Annotated in this window: 17 protein-coding genes and 3 tRNA genes; 3 read left to right on the top strand and 17 right to left on the bottom strand. The window is 38.9% G+C overall.

Annotated features, from left to right (window positions below):
- Positions 1–2: 2 nt before the first annotated feature.
- The 3 genes from KH364_RS05705 to KH364_RS05695 are packed head-to-tail and all read right to left on the bottom strand — an operon-like array spanning position 3 to position 2,712.
- Positions 3–950: a hypothetical protein gene (locus KH364_RS05705; protein ID WP_273298926.1), complete on the bottom strand. Its 948-nt coding sequence runs from the start codon at positions 948–950 to the stop codon at positions 3–5.
- Positions 951–958: 8 nt separating this feature from the next.
- Entirely contained in the window at positions 959–1,897 is a 939-nt protein-coding gene (locus KH364_RS05700; RefSeq protein WP_009351887.1) for a phosphodiester glycosidase family protein, read from the bottom strand.
- Between the two features lie 11 nt (positions 1,898–1,908).
- Positions 1,909–2,712 (bottom strand): polysaccharide deacetylase family protein, encoded by an 804-nt coding sequence (locus tag KH364_RS05695; protein ID WP_009351987.1) that lies wholly within the window; start codon positions 2,710–2,712, stop codon positions 1,909–1,911.
- Between the two features lie 240 nt (positions 2,713–2,952).
- Here KH364_RS05695 and KH364_RS05690 point away from each other — a divergent pair, with 240 nt between their 5' ends.
- Positions 2,953–3,744: a carbon-nitrogen family hydrolase gene (locus tag KH364_RS05690; protein ID WP_273298925.1), complete on the top strand. Its 792-nt coding sequence runs from the start codon at positions 2,953–2,955 to the stop codon at positions 3,742–3,744.
- Between the two features lie 183 nt (positions 3,745–3,927).
- On the opposite strand, the gene KH364_RS05685 is transcribed toward KH364_RS05690, so the two are convergent.
- From KH364_RS05685 to KH364_RS05655, 7 genes are all read right to left on the bottom strand, one after another.
- A complete protein-coding gene (locus tag KH364_RS05685) occupies positions 3,928–4,140 on the bottom strand; it encodes a hypothetical protein (RefSeq protein WP_265138553.1) in 213 nt (70 codons plus the stop codon).
- 10 nt (positions 4,141–4,150) lie between these two features.
- A complete protein-coding gene (locus KH364_RS05680; RefSeq protein ID WP_273298924.1) occupies positions 4,151–4,417 on the bottom strand; it encodes a type II toxin-antitoxin system RelE/ParE family toxin in 267 nt (88 codons plus the stop codon).
- Entirely contained in the window at positions 4,407–4,628 is a 222-nt protein-coding gene (locus KH364_RS05675; RefSeq protein ID WP_009352129.1) for a DUF6290 family protein, read from the bottom strand. Before KH364_RS05675 ends, KH364_RS05680 begins: the two co-directional genes overlap by 11 nt.
- Positions 4,629–5,012: 384 nt before the next feature.
- A complete protein-coding gene (locus KH364_RS05670; protein WP_273298923.1) occupies positions 5,013–5,756 on the bottom strand; it encodes an ATP-binding cassette domain-containing protein in 744 nt (247 codons plus the stop codon).
- Complete coding sequence (locus KH364_RS05665; RefSeq protein ID WP_273298922.1) at positions 5,756–6,574, bottom strand: ABC transporter permease subunit; 819 nt, start codon at positions 6,572–6,574, stop codon at positions 5,756–5,758. The genes KH364_RS05670 and KH364_RS05665 overlap by 1 nt, the downstream gene beginning before the upstream one ends.
- Positions 6,561–7,442 (bottom strand): phosphate ABC transporter permease subunit PstC, encoded by an 882-nt coding sequence (gene pstC, locus KH364_RS05660; RefSeq protein ID WP_273298921.1) that lies wholly within the window; start codon positions 7,440–7,442, stop codon positions 6,561–6,563. The genes KH364_RS05665 and pstC overlap by 14 nt, the downstream gene beginning before the upstream one ends.
- 57 nt (positions 7,443–7,499) lie before the next feature.
- The gene (locus KH364_RS05655; RefSeq protein WP_273298920.1) at positions 7,500–8,390 is read right to left on the bottom strand and encodes a phosphate ABC transporter substrate-binding protein; all 891 of its coding nucleotides are present in this window, start codon (positions 8,388–8,390) and stop codon (positions 7,500–7,502) included.
- A gap of 305 nt (positions 8,391–8,695) precedes the next feature.
- Between KH364_RS05655 and KH364_RS05650 the strand changes: the two genes are divergently transcribed.
- Positions 8,696–10,066 carry an MFS transporter gene (locus KH364_RS05650; protein WP_273298919.1) on the top strand — a complete coding sequence of 457 codons (1,371 nt, stop codon included), beginning with the start codon at positions 8,696–8,698 and terminating at the stop codon, positions 10,064–10,066.
- A gap of 95 nt (positions 10,067–10,161) precedes the next feature.
- Here the strand turns inward: KH364_RS05650 and KH364_RS05645 are convergent, their stop codons facing one another.
- From KH364_RS05645 to KH364_RS05630, 4 genes are all read right to left on the bottom strand, one after another.
- Positions 10,162–10,791, bottom strand: a complete 630-nt coding sequence (locus KH364_RS05645) for a hypothetical protein (protein ID WP_273298918.1) — start codon at positions 10,789–10,791, stop codon at positions 10,162–10,164.
- Between the two features lie 133 nt (positions 10,792–10,924).
- A tRNA-Leu gene (locus KH364_RS05640) sits at positions 10,925–11,010 on the bottom strand.
- A gap of 12 nt (positions 11,011–11,022) precedes the next feature.
- Positions 11,023–11,098, bottom strand: a tRNA-Phe gene (locus KH364_RS05635).
- Between the two features lie 21 nt (positions 11,099–11,119).
- A tRNA-Asp gene (locus KH364_RS05630) sits at positions 11,120–11,195 on the bottom strand.
- A gap of 286 nt (positions 11,196–11,481) precedes the next feature.
- Here KH364_RS05630 and KH364_RS05625 point away from each other — a divergent pair.
- Positions 11,482–12,123 carry a DUF2939 domain-containing protein gene (locus KH364_RS05625; RefSeq protein ID WP_273298917.1) on the top strand — a complete coding sequence of 214 codons (642 nt, stop codon included), beginning with the start codon at positions 11,482–11,484 and terminating at the stop codon, positions 12,121–12,123.
- 167 nt (positions 12,124–12,290) lie between these two features.
- Here the strand turns inward: KH364_RS05625 and KH364_RS05620 are convergent, their stop codons facing one another.
- The 3 genes from KH364_RS05620 to menE are packed head-to-tail and all read right to left on the bottom strand — an operon-like array spanning position 12,291 to position 15,209.
- Positions 12,291–12,668: a PaaI family thioesterase gene (locus KH364_RS05620; RefSeq protein ID WP_105081479.1), complete on the bottom strand. Its 378-nt coding sequence runs from the start codon at positions 12,666–12,668 to the stop codon at positions 12,291–12,293.
- On the bottom strand, positions 12,665–13,816 hold the full coding sequence (gene menC / locus KH364_RS05615; RefSeq protein ID WP_273298916.1) for an o-succinylbenzoate synthase: 1,152 nt from the start codon (positions 13,814–13,816) through the stop codon (positions 12,665–12,667). The genes KH364_RS05620 and menC overlap by 4 nt, the downstream gene beginning before the upstream one ends.
- 7 nt (positions 13,817–13,823) lie before the next feature.
- Positions 13,824–15,209, bottom strand: coding sequence for an o-succinylbenzoate--CoA ligase (gene menE, locus KH364_RS05610; protein WP_273298915.1), 1,386 nt, complete (start codon positions 15,207–15,209; stop codon positions 13,824–13,826).
- Positions 15,210–15,291 lie beyond the last annotated feature (82 nt).

The raw sequence follows: 15,291 nt of genomic DNA, 5'->3' as shown, positions 1-15,291 counted from the left end.
TCTTAAGATTTCTTTTTACTATCACTAGTGTTAGATGATTTAGAAGACGTATCATCTTCTGTCACCTTTTTAGTTTCTTCACTACCATTCTTGATGATGTCTTTTACGTCAGACAATTTTAATTCATTAAAAGTAGTAGGATGATTGTATTTGTAAACTGGTTTGAAACCTACACCTAATTTGCCGGTGTAAACAGTCAATGCATTATTGTCCTCATCAACACGAGCAATGTAGATTGTCTTATCTGTATCAACACCAATTAAGCGGAAACGTCCTGGTGGGTTGATAACACGCCAGCCACCTTCGATACCATTAAACATAAAGATATCGCCAGTTTTAACATTATCGTAGAAGAAGTTATCTTCATCGTAGAAGACGCCGATATGACCGATATCAGTAGCTTGCATATACACGCGACGCGTATCGTAGTTAGCATCTGTACGATAAATACGATATACATGCTCTTGAACTTTTACCTTCATGTATACTACATTTGTCGCTTCAGAGTACGCAGCATCTACGATTTTACTACCTTTTGGTAAATCTTCAAGCTTGGTATCCACTTCATGCTCTGGATCATCTGCATTGAGACGAGCCATAACGACATTGCGAGAGTCATACAAGCCCATGATGGCATAGTTACGGTCAGGCATCCAGTTGAAGTAACTAATCGAACGCCCCTTCAAGTCTATCGTTGTAGGCTTACTTTCATTAGCCTTGTAGATTTTCAAAGAGTTTTCTGTAACAACCGCCATAAATTGACGGTCGTAGGATACATATTTAGTACCTTCCTTTACATCCGGGAAGTTTTTAGTATCATCTTTTGACGCACCTGCTACGTTAAATTCCGTAGTCGGCGCAAACATATATTGATCAAGGTATAAGTATATACCACCTTGCAGAAGAATACCTACCGCAAAGGCGCTCAGTACACGCGTAAAAGGTTTCATTTGTCCTCCTATTTCACGATAAACGCCGTTGGGATCATGCGTTCCCCTAACAAATCGGCCGGTTTATTCACCACTTTACCATTGAGGTATAAGGTAGAACTAGAACCACCATCTAAATTCGCTGCAATGTAGCAGCCTTTTTCAAAGAGAATATCTTGTACGTCACGCAAGGTAGCACCAATGGAGTACCCTGGTTGACGACCATCGATTACGAGGAATAATACTGTACCATCTTTCTTTTGACCGATAGCAGTACGTGGGCCTACGCCCCAGCCACCATCACCTTCAGTGATCATTTTCTTACCATCTACGATAAGAGGTGGACCAAAGGTAATACCTTCCATGGCTTTCATATCAGCTAGTTGAGTTTTATCGTAGTTACCAGCGATAAGGTTACCAGATTTAGAGAAGCCTACAAAGTCTACATCTTCATCAGGGCCTACATCCTTACCGATAACATATTCTCCATCATGCAAGATAAAGCCATATGGCAAACGACCTGTACCAGTACCATTAGGATCATGGAAACCACCGCCGTTGATAGCAGCTACCGCATTATTCATTTTAGCAATATTACTTGTAGTATCGCCCTTTTCTTGAATGTTAGCCGCAGTACCTACTTGGATACGACGAGGATCTGGAATTTCTAAGATATAGCCAACATAACGAGCAGACTGAATTTTTTCAAGGTTCAAAGACTTATCTTCACGGGCATTAAACTTGAATAAATCTTGGCTTTTAACAACCCCAACAGTCCCCAAAATAGATTGTAGTTCTTCTTCATTGAACAACCACGTAATGTAATGAGGATGACGAGATTGTAAGATAGCACCGATAACGGCGCGTTTTACATTATTAAATGGTCCAAAGAGCACCACGAACGGTGAGGTCACAACGGTAAATAAGAACACCATGATGATGAACTTTACCCAATTCTTTTTGAACAATGTATTTCTCCTTATAAATCAGTGAAATGCTCGGTGCTAATGCGTTCTTCAAAATGCTTGATATCTACCGCATTACCTACCCAAACACGCAAAATGTTATATGGATTATCACCTGTATGAGCCCAGCCAGATTTCATAGCCATACCCATTTTTATACCAGCCTTTTTAGATGCTGAGTCGGTGAATTCATTTTTATCTCCATATGGATAGCAGAACCAAGGATTATTCTTGATGCCCACCTCTTTAGCCAATGCTTCTTGCGCCTTTGTGATATTTTCAATTTGTTTCTCTTCGGATAATTGGCCCATTTCTACATGTTGGAAACCATGGTTAGAAATGGTGATACCATTTTTGTGCATTTCACGCACTTGATCCCAAGTTAAACGCGTTCCAATATCACCAGGGTTAATAAATACAGTGGCTGGGAATCCATACTCTTTCATGAGTGGATATACGATTGTATACGTATCTGCATAACCATCATCAAAGGTTAAAACAACTGGTTTTTCAGGTACTGCAGCACCATTTACAACGTATTCATACAATTGGTCCATCGTCAATGGATTATAGCCATTATCCTTGAGGAATTTCATTTGCTCTCGGAACAAATCCTCTCGAATAACCGCATCATTATCTTTATCGTCGCCGATTTTATGATACATAAGGACAGGAATGCCCGATGGATGTACCATCTTAACTTCTTTTACTGGTGGCGCTGAACTAGTAGGCTCTGTTTTTTGTGAAAGCAATCCACAACCTGCCACAAGCATTGCCAAGGCCACAACCAATAGTGTTACTAACGGAATCCGTTTCATAGGTCCTCCTCTATCAGAACACAATTATATACAGAATATTATAACATTTCTATGAAGAATAGTAAAAACTCCACCCCATTTACGTATAGCTAAAACAAATGATTTATAATCTAAAGAGATATATCCTCTAAAACACCTTTAACGATACTTTATGTTGTAATCTAGAATGGAATGCTTTAATATTCTAATTATAATACAAATCACTAACATTATACGCTTCTAATCGATAAAGGATTTGCCATGAAAAAACGCTTAACCCTCTTACAAATGGACGTTCACGTAAATGACGTAGAATACAACTACAATCGCGTGCAAGAGTTACTCACTCAATCACTTACAGAAAATCCTGATATTATTGTTTTGCCTGAAACTTGGAATACAGGCTTTCACCCATCAGATGATTTAATTACGATCGCCGACAGAAATGGGGAAAGAACAAAATCTTTGCTCACCGCCTTTGCAAAAGAGCACAACGTGAATATCGTAGGCGGCTCCGTTGCTGTGGCAAAAGATGATCTTGTATTCAATACATCCTATGCTTATAACCGTGAAGGTACCCTCGTAGGTGAGTATTCCAAAATGCACGGCTTTAGCCCTGCTAAGGAAGACAAATACTTTGCTAACGGTACTCATACGACCCATTTTGAACTCGATGGGATCCCGTGTAGCACGGTTATCTGTTACGATATCCGTTTTCCTGAGCTAGTGAGAATGGCTGCATTACCAGACACTGAACTCTTATTCGTACCCGCCCAATGGCCTACGATGCGACTACGCCACTGGCAAGTACTAAACGAAGTACGAGCAATTGAAAACCAATTATTCCTTTGCGCAGTCAACGGATGCGGTACTATTGGTCGCGTTCAAAGCACAGGTCACTCCGCCGTTTATGACCCATGGGGCACGAACCTCCTCGAAATGGATACGAACGAAGGCATTGCTTCCGTAGATATCGACCTTACCGTAGTCGAAGACATTCGCAACAAAATTAATATCTTTAGGGACCGTAAACCAGAACTCTACAACTTATAATATAAAATTACATCATAAAGGCACATTGTATTAAACCACCTCCATTTATCATGAATGGTATTCGTTTAACAATGTGCCTTTTGTTTTGCTTTATTTTAATTTTATTGTACTGTATTGAGGAAATAGATTACTCTAGTATGTTTTGGATCAACGGACACACCTGCAACAAGATTTATTCCGTAGTTAAAACTCAATTAGTTTCCACATATCCTCTGGAACTTGTTCTAGAGGTTTATTTTTTGCTATAGCTTCTTTTAGAATATCAATGGTGTCTTGTACTTCTTGTTTATCCTTTGTATCAGGATTGTGGAGAACGACACGGTTCAACGAGTCTTGTCCAAATTGTTTTAAGTATTCTTTTTCCACTTGGTTAAGTTCACGACGTAAGTATTTCATAATATATCCTCTATTTGTAAATGTCTTTTCGATGACCAACTTCTAAAGCTAAAATAATGCATCTATGGTCATTAATATCAGCAATGACTCTATAATTACCAATGCGATAACGCCACAGCCCTGTTTTATTTCCCGTCAATGATTTTCCTGAGTACCTAGGATTTTCTACATTATCTACATTCTTTATGAGCCAATTAAAAAGATAGCGTTGCGTTGATTTATCTAATTTAGAAAATTGCTTGTCAAACCGTTTAGAAAATTCAAGCTTATAAGCCATATTTTGCACGCATTTCCGCCACAGAATAGGTAACTGGATCTTGCTCGTATTCTGCTAATGCTTTTTGACCTACCTTAAGATCAAATTCGTCTTCAATCTTTTCTAGTAAAGCCTTCTTAAAGAGGGTAGAAAGTGTTTCATCCATAAACTCAGCATAGGTTTTAAATAACTCTTCTTCTTGTTCATTTAGTCGGACTGAAATATTTGCCATATAAAAGCACCTCCTTATGTAATACATTGTATTACATAAGGAGGTCTGAGTCCATATTTTAAACTCGTAACCACCATTATTTTAATAAAATTTTATATTTATAATATTAATAATTTACATTGCTTATTAGATTGTAAAAAACAAGCTACATCGTATGTTACATACAAAAAAGGCATACCGCCCTTCTCTCGTCTCTCAGCGGTACGCCTTCTTATGTATATAGTTACTCTCGAACTATATCAGATGTAAGTCTGGCTAAACTCTCTCACAGTCCCTTAACGACACGCCAGTATGTCACCTATAATATACATTTTTAAACGAAATATGTCAACAGTTTATAGAAATTTTATCTTTAAGTTTTTGAAAAATATAAAATTTTCAAGATTATCCGCCAAAAGCCAAGTAATCACGAGTTAATTCTTGTTGTGGATCAGAGAATATTTGCGCTGTAGCGCCCCACTCTACAACTCGGCCATCATTCATAAAGACAGTGTAGTCTGCAATGCGTCTAGCTTGTTGTAAATTATGAGTAACAATGACAATCGTTTGTTTTACTTTTAACTCTGTTAGCAATGCCTCAATATGCAAGCTGTTTTTTATATCAAGGGCAGAGCACGGCTCATCAAAGAGCATTACTCGAGGATCTACGGTCAAGCTTCGCGCAATACACAGGCGCTGTTGTTGACCACCAGATAAAGAACTTGCCAAGCGCTTCATGTCGCCATTAATTTCGCTATATAATCCAGCCTGCTCTAAACATTGTATCGCTTTAGCCTTTCTGTCTGCAGAGGATAACTCTTTATAATAATTTAGAGCAAATACCATATTATCTTCAATGGTGCCAGGAAATACAGTCGGTTGTTGTCCGATAAGACCGATTTGGCGACGTAACATTTGCGGATCCATTGAGTCTACCGATAGGCCATCGTAAATAATTTGTCCATTAGTGACTTTTTTCGGTGCCTGTAAGCTACCGTTAAGCGTAGCTAACAATGTACTTTTACCACAACCAGACGGCCCAATAACAGCCGTAATAGCATATTCTGTAATAGGCAAGGTTATGTGTTGCAAAATAGAATGCTCATCAATGGACACCTCTATATTTTTAATATCTAATATGATGCTCATCAAGACCGCCCTCCTATCCAGCGACAAATGATATTAATACAAAGTAATATAACCATCAGTACAAAGGCTGTAGCATAGGCTAAATCTACTGAATAACCTTCGTTTACCAAAATGTACAAATGATATGGCAATGCCATAAATGGATCCGTTATATTCGGTATGGACCGAGTATATAATACGGCACCAGTATACATAATCGGTGCGGTGGCCCCCATCGCATAGGCCGCTCCAAGGGCTATAGCGCTCAATCCGTCGCGCATGGCACTCGGTATGACCATATGTATCCATATATAACTTGGTGAAAGCCCCATATTGAGAGCCGCCTCATACGTTTCACGAGGAAACTCATGGAATACTTTCACAAGGCGCAACGTAATAAAAGGTATAACCATTACCGTTAACGTAATCGACGCAGATAATAAGCTTTTATCGATACCTAAATATAAAATCAGCACACTATAACCGAACAAGCCAATTAATACAGATGGTAATCCGGACATACAGCGTAGAGTGAATAAAAAGCATTCTGATTTCCAACGAGAAATATTGCCATATACCATGTAAAGGGCACAAGGAATACTTACAACAGCCGCCATAGAAGCCGTTAATAAGCCCTCTAAAATACTACCGATTATGGCAGGGAATATGCCCCCTTCTACACCGAGAGGCATGCCCGCTGGGTAGAGCCAGAGGAAATCAACAGTTATTAATGGCCCCCCATGATACACAATATAAGTACAAGCAGCGATGAGTATTGCCATAACGAGGATTAGACTGCCATAAGCCCAAGTAGCTAATGCAAGATTAGATAGCTTCATGATGACCGTCCTTTCTAGTTTTCCAAGAATACATATAGACTAGAACATTAGTCAGTATCAAAATCATTAGCAATACTAAAGCTGCTACATATAAACCGCTATAATGCAAGCTATTATACTCTACACTACCCATTTCAAGCGCAATAAGAGATGGAATTGGCTCAGCCTTACCCAGTAAATTAGGCAAGATGGGAGCATTACCGACAACCATCATAACGGCCATGGTCTCTCCCATAGCCCGGGAGAAGGCTAGCACAGAACTAAGAATGATCGAACCTTTAGCACTAGGTAGTACGATAGCTTTCATAGTATGCCACGGCGATATGCCAAGGCCCAAAGCCGTTTCTTCATAGCGCTGACGATAGGTTTCGATAGATTCCGTACAGTGAGTCACAATATAAGGCAAAATCATAAAGGCTAATACGAGACTAGCCGATAAAATAGACTCACCGGTAGACAAAGAAAACATCGATTGAATGGCCGGAACCACTACGGCAAGCCCGATAAAACCAACAATAACAGAAGGTATACCGGCGATCATATCTATAGTAGATAAGCAAAATTGACGAATACGTGGCGATACGCCTAGACTCAAACCTACAGAGGTACCAATCCCCAAGGGCAACGCCCATATCAAAGATAACAGAGATACATAGAGGCTAGCAGAAATAATATAGGCCAGACCTAATACAGGACTTTGTGCCATAGGCTTCCAGACTGTACCGGTTACAATATCCGTCCAAGACATATGTATCAAAGCGGGCCACGCCTCTATCGCCATATAGAGCACGAGCCCTATATATAAGGCGAGAACAGACACCGCCATAATCGGTACTATGCCAGATGTAAAACGATCTGATAAATGCATAGACTCTCCTTTCATAAGAAAAAAGCAAGGCCGCAGCCTTGCTTTTATTCTATCTGATTAGTTTACAGGAACAAAGCCCATTTTATGAATAACTTTACGACCTTCTTCAGACTTCAAGTATTTTGTGAAAGCGTCTGCTACACCGCCCATATTACCTTTACCTACGATAAGAAGTGGACGTTGAATCATGTAAGAACCATCAGTAATCGTTTCATCTGTTGGTGCTACACCATTAACTTTGAAAGCAACGATTTGGCCTTTGTTTTGACCCAACATGCCATAAGATGCGTAACCAATAGCATATGGATTTTCTTTAACTTTAGTTACAAGAGCACCCATAGATGGCGCTTGAATAGCGTCTTTAGTTACCTCTACAGAACCCATAATTTTTTGTTGGAACACTTCATGAGCACCGCCACCAAGATCACGTGTTACTACGATGATTTCTTGATTAGGCAAGGAAGGATCTACTTGATTCCAAGTTTTGTACTCACCAGAGAAGATTTTAATAATTTCTTCTTTAGTAAGATTACCTTTTACAGCATATAAAGGATTTTCAGGATTTACGGCAATTGTTAAAGCATCAATACCTACTTTAATTTCATTGTAATCTTTGATTTTTGCTTTTTCGCTGTCTTTCACTTCACGAGCTACTAAACCGAAGTCCGCAGTGCCATCGATAACCGCTTTAATACCAGTGCCAGAACCTCCAGAAGATACATAAATAGTAATATCTTTATCTGGCAAAGAACTATCCGCATGATTCCAAGTTTTATTCTTTTCTGTAAAATCTGTAGCGATTTTAGAAATAACTGGTGCCAATGTGGAGGAACCATTATATGTCAATTGTGTATTTTGTGCATTTTGGTTGGAACCACAACCTGCAGAAATAAGCATGGCTGCACCAACACAAGCAGCAAGAATTGCACGTTTAGTAAAACCTTTCATAGCAAAACTCCTTAATAACGAATAATAATTTTTAAATAACAGTATGATTATAACAAAATAAATCTATTAATTCCAATACAACTCTAACACTATAGACTGCTGTATTTATGTAGTTTAAAAATCCTTATCATACTGAAAGTCATATTTATACTATATACATTTTACTGCAACATAACTATGTTATAAATTATTTTTATAACCTTAACGCTTACTTTTATCTTATAAATCATTTACATGAATTCTATGAAAATGTTAGTATTATCAATGCAACAGGATTTAGTTATTAATAAAGAAAGGTAATAACTATGTTTTCATTTTTACAACCTAAAGAGGCAAAATCATCTGTACCACAAAGTATGATTATGAATCTATACTATAAATACAGATTCCAATCTCTACTTGGTATTTTTATTGGTTATGCGGCGTACTATATCGTGCGTAACAACTTTGCCTTATCAACTCATTTTTTATCAGATATCTTACACATGAGCAAAACGGAAATCGGTTTGCTATCTAGTGGTATGCTTATCGCCTACGGTCTAAGTAAAGGCTTCATGAGTAGTCTTGCTGACAAAGCAAGTCCTGCAAAATTTATGGCTTTCGGTCTTATTTGCTGTGCAATTATCAATATTTTTATGAGCTTTGCTGACAGTCTCGCCTTCTTCTTAGTATTAGTTGTACTCAACGGCTTCTTCCAAGGTTTTGGTGTAGGCCCATCCTTCATCACCCTAGCCAAATGGTATCCAAAACAAGAACGTGGTCGCTTTGGGGCAATTTGGAATATCTCCCATAATCTTGGTGGCGGTATCGTAGCACCAATCGTAGCTGCTGCGTTATACTTCACCACTACGGATCATTGGCAATTAGGTAGCTATGGTATTCCAGCAATTATTGCCATAGTTGTGGCTATCGCTATTTTCTTCTTAATTAAAGAAAGCCCTGAGCGTGAAGGCTTACCACCAACAAGTGAAATCATTGCAGATACAGCTCATAAAGCACATAGAAGCTCTGAAGCACCGCACATGAATACACGAGAAATTTTTGTAAAATATGTATTGAAAAACAAAAATGCTTGGTACGTATCATTAGTAGATACATTTGTTTACATGATTCGTTTCGGTATGCTTACTTGGCTTCCAATTTACCTATTACAAGTAAAAGGTTTCTCCAAAGCAGAGATGTCTGTAGCATTCTTATTCTTTGAATGGGCTGCTATACCTTCTACTATTTTTGCAGGTTACATTTCCGATAAATTCTTTAAAGGTTATCGTATGCCACCAGCAATTATCGCCGTAAGCATTATCTTCTTCTGTATCTTCGGCTATTGGCAAAGCGAATCCCTCTTATGGGTTACATTCTTCGCTGCTATTGTGGGTTGCTTAATCTATATTCCTCAATTCCTAGCCTCTGTTCAAACCATGGATATTGTACCTCCATTTGCTGTAGGCTCAGCCGTTGGTCTTCGCGGTTTCATGAGCTACATTGTAGGTGCCAACCTCGGTACAACACTATTCGGTGTATTAGCTGACAAATTTGGTTGGAACGCAGGTTTCTATCTCTTATTGGTAGCATGTATTCTTTGTGTTACATTCTGTGTACTAGCTCACTTTGGTGCAAAAGAATTAGATGCTAAAGAAGCAGAACTAGAACAACTTCAACTAGCTGAAGCTAACTAATAACAACAAAATCCTAAGCAAACTAAAAAGGTAGTAACATTGATATGTGTTACTACCTTTTGTTTTAGTATAGTGTGTCCCTGATTTTCTAGATGCTATCTTTTAAAGAGAACAAAAAATACAATGAAGCCAAGGATTATATTCCCGCCTACTATATAAGGCCAGGTAAGGAAATTATGTATATCATGCAGGATTTGTATATCAAATCTTGGCATAAAAATTAGTACGTTTGCCAAAATCCAAACGATAGGTCCTACGAACTTCATTATCTTAACCGTATCCATTCTATCTTTAATGGTATCGGTCATCTCTACATCTTTCTCCACAGATACGTATTCTTTATTAATGTAAAAGCCTTTTGAATAGTTCGTTTCAAAAGCCCACTCTTGAACAGAAAAGGTAGCAGTGCCATCACCATTTTCATACTCTTTATATTTAGCAGTATCAGTAGTACCTACATCCACCTCACCCCAAGTGCCCGTTACCATCTCATAACCACTATCTACGGGTTTCATATCTACTGGCTGTGCTTTACCACACAACTTGGAAAACTGGTACGCATCTCTCTTCTTATCCCAACGAAGCCAAAATGCCTTGTTATTACTATGTTTAACTAATTTATACTCATACCATATATGCCCATGAGTATTAATGTAGCGTATCTTGCCTAAGATCGTATATAAATCACTTCGGATACGCAGCGACTCGCCATAATTAAATTCCATAATTCTCTCTCATTTATAAACTTACACACACAAATGTATAGTATTAATTACTATGATTGTACACGTAATATAAAAGCCTGCCAATATGGACATAGCAAAAAGGACCTACAGCAAACTGTAGGTCCTTATATTTTGGTGCGGTTGGAGGGACTTGAACCCTCACGAGCGTACGCTCACCACCCCCTCAAGATGGCGTGTCTGCCATTCCACCACAACCGCATGGAATACAAATGGTGCCTCAGGACAGAATCGAACTGTCGACACACGGATTTTCAGTCCGTTGCTCTACCAACTGAGCTACCGAGGCATGATTTTTTGTAAAAAAAAATGGCGACCCCGATCAGATTTGAACTGACGATCTTCGCCGTGACAGGGCGACATGTTAACCGCTACACCACGGGGCCGCGTATCAACTCTCGTTGACTACTTGTACATGATACCATGGATTTTAGACCAATGCAACTATTTTTTTGAACTTTTTTATGAATATTCTATTAAAAACATGGGTTATAACGGATAGTGCCTATTTTATGACTTTTACAACGGAAAATATCAGCTAAATTACTTCTATACATCTTTTATCTCCATCTTTCATCAGTTTTCTGTAAACGTGCAAATTATCACACTATACTTTACTAGATATGCTACAATATGTATATATTCGCTATCAAAAATTACGATACAAAGTAAATGAAAGGATTCACCGTGAATAAAAGTAGCTCTAAAGGCGTCATTATCGCCCTCATCATCGCTGTTGTAGGCGCATTAGCTGCCGCATGGTATTTCTTATGGTATGTCCCACATACACCAGCTTATACATTAAAAATCATTCATCAAGCCGTTCAGGAGAAAAATGCAGATGAAGTTTTGCGTCATGTAGATGTAAAATCCATCGTAAAAAACATCGTAGACCGTGAAGACAATAAATATATTGATACATCTAATCCATTTGGCAAAGCCGCCGTAGCCGCTACCAAAACATTTGGCCCTGCCCTCATCGAAGATGTAATGAGAAAATATATTGAAGATCCAGATAGTTTTAAATCAGAACCTCCTACGGATAACAACCAAGCAGCAAACCAAAATGACGATAATAAATCTATGGTAGACCGGCTTGTAGAAGGTCGCCTCTTTAAAGAACACGATGTAGAGATTAAAAACCTCAAAACAGATGACCACGGCGAAACTGCAACGGTTACAGCAACCATCCAAAACAATAAAAAGAATATGACTAAGGACATAAAGATTTTAATGCGTCATCTAGGTGACGGTACATGGGTTATTTACGATATTCCAGATATGGAGGACTTATATACTATCACTCGTAAGTAGGCAGTTAAATAGTTAAGTACTTACTTAGTTACTTAGTTAATTAAGTAACTAAGTAAGCATGAGACAATTTATGTGTTCAAAGTAAACGTTAAAAAGACAGCATATACAACTGTATATGCTGTCCTTTTTATTTAGAATATGAAAACACATGTTCCCAACAGCGTACGTTAACGAACAAAATCTACTATCGCCAAGGTCACTGTTACTTGTGAGATGAGTCGATCTGCATCATCCATCATATCAAAGCGCCATACATGGGATGTCTTCCCTTTTACAAGTATGGTACCATGAGCCGTTAAGGCCCCTTCACATCGTACAGGGCGCAAGTGGTTGGCCGTAACGGATTGACCTACGCCAAATTTATCCGGTCCAATGAGTTCGTTGCTCATCATGCCGGAAATGATTTCAGCAAATGCCAAGGTTGCACCACCATTTAGATAGCCTTGAGGCTGTTTGTGGAATTCTCCTAAGTTCATTTTTGCAATGCATGTAGTATCGCTCGTCATACGAGGTGCTTCAATTTGTAAGGATTCTATTAAATTCATAGTGTTCGTTTCTCCACACAATACGCTTCTAGTCTATCATCAAAGACGGTTACACCTAGTCCATCTCCATCAGGAACGTGCATAACGCCATCCTTAAAGGTTAAATCTGGATAGATGAGATCTCGTTCAAAATATCTATTAGAATCAGATAGGTCTCCTGCCATATAGGAATCACCTAGAGCTGCTAGTTGAGCGTGCAACATTTTAGAAATGCCCGACTCTACCATGCTACCTACCCAATACGGAATATGACATTCTCTACAAAGATTAATAGCTGCCTTAGTAGGTACGAGACCACCCATACGGCCTACTTTTATGTTAAGTACATCAATCAGTCCATACTCAATAGCATAGGATAAATCGTCATAGCCCAAGATGGACTCATCTAAACAGATAGGCGTTTCAATATGCCAATCATCGTTATTAAGGCGTTCCCACTTCCACTCCTTATAGGATTGAAGCGTTGTTATAGCAAAAGGCTCTTCTATACAAGCTAACTTCAAATCGTTAAATTGACGGACCTTATCAATATCATCATAAGAATAGCTTTGATTCGCATCGGCTGCCAAGACTAAATCGGGATAATGCTTACGTACTAAGGCCGCCCGTTCGTAGCCGTCTGTAGGATTCACCTTTAACTTGATGCGCTTACAACCATTCGCCACATGAGCTTCTACGGCATCTAGCAATTGTTCCATCGGTACATCACCGATAACAACGCCGCTTTCAATGGTATCTTGTAAGGGTTGTCCCATAATATAGGAAACGGAGTTTACACCTAATCGCTCACAATGAAGGTTAATCAATGCATTTTCTAAGGCGGCAATGGTCATAGGCATATGATCTCGATTTAACCAAAACTGTAACTGACGCACATAGGTCATGAGCGGCTTAGGCCGCATCATGCGCAAATTAAAGATATAATCATCTACTAGTTTTTGCCAACACGTATCCACCGTCTCTGCTGTATAAAAAGGCTCTGTAAAAGCCACGCATTCCCCATAACCTACATACCCTTGTTGATCCTCGATGCGAATGACTATAGTTTCTCGTTCTTTTACTTCACCTTTGGCAGTTTTAAAGTTAAACTGTAACGGCAATTTAAGGCGATATGTAGTTATACTTTTAAAGTTTAAAATATCATTCATAGGCGCCTCAATCTTCTAAACGCAGTTCATTGCGTACGATTTTACCTGTACCATTTCTAGGCAACGCAGGCAATATTTTTACGTATTTAGGAACTTTATATTTTGCCAGGGATTTAGTCATAAAGGATACAATTTCATCTGCAGTCATGCTTTCACCATCGTGAAAAGCCACAAATAGAGCCGGTACTTGTCCCCATTTAGGATCAGGTACAGGTACAACGGCACATTCCTTGACTGATGGCAATGTGTAGACTAAATCCTCTAATTCCTTAGGATAAATATTTTCTCCCCCAGAAATGATGAGATCCTTGCGACGATTCAAAATATATACGAACCCATCTTCATCGACATAACCGATATCATCGGTATTAAGGTCACCATCGATAGGTTCCTTGTCAATATATCCAGTCATAACCATTGGGCCTGTTAAGTGAATCTCACCTACCCCGTCTGCATCAGGATTATCAATGCGAACCTGCATCCTTGGTAATGGTTTTCCTACGGAATCTCGTTTATGAGGATAATCCAATACGGAGAAAGTCACGCTTTGACTAAAAGTTTCCGTCATGCCATAGGTCTTGTAAATTGGTAAGGATTTCTTTTCACAAGCATCGATGAGCGCCATAGGAATGAACTCACCACCGAGCAAGATAACACGCAACTTATGATGTGTAATACTTGGCTCTAATTGAGTTAAAATAGTAGGCACTAATGACATCATATTGATGTTCTCAGACTCTATGAGCTTGAGAACTTGAGCTTCATCATATTTAGGCAATATGGTAACAGCCGTACCATTATAAAGGGAGCGCAGCAGGATAGATAGACCACTTACATGGAATAGAGGCAATACCATAAGCCAATTATCTTGTTCAGTTTTACCTAGTACCTCTTTAGATGCTTGTACATGAGCTCTAATTTGCCCCCATCGAAGAGGAACAGACTTAAACTGCCCCGTAGTGGCACTCGTATTCATGATGGCTGCTATATCTCTATCTTCAAAGGTCCAGTCAAACGTATCGTCTGCCTCTACATCTGATAGAATACTTTCTAGCGATTCAAAAACAATAGTAGAAATGGAATTAGTCAATTGCTCTCGACGCTCAACGCTATGCAGTACAGTAGTAACATCTAACTGAGCTAATTGGCTTTCTATTTCCTTAGGCTTAAGATGTACATTTAGCAGTAGCAACTCTTTATGCACGACCATAGTTGCCAATACATAGATTGCCATCATCACGGAGTTATCCGATAAGATAGCTATGCGAGAGGCTTGTAGCGGCTCTAATTTACGAGCTACATGGACTACGCCACGGTATATATCGTTATAGGTATATTCGTTTATACATATGTGATTAGGATAGTGCTTAGCACCATAACGTAACCAGTCCATCGTCTCACCTCATATCTAAGCCTGATTTCTAATTACCAGTAAATAACAATCGAAATATCAATACCAAAGAGATATTACAAGA

The sequence above is a fragment of the Veillonella sp. oral taxon 158 genome (assembly GCF_018376515.1).
In the GTDB taxonomy this organism is placed as follows: Bacteria; Bacillota; Negativicutes; order Veillonellales; family Veillonellaceae; genus Veillonella; species Veillonella rogosae.
Note: the sequence above shows the minus strand (reverse complement) of the source record. Positions and strands in the feature narration are given on the sequence as shown.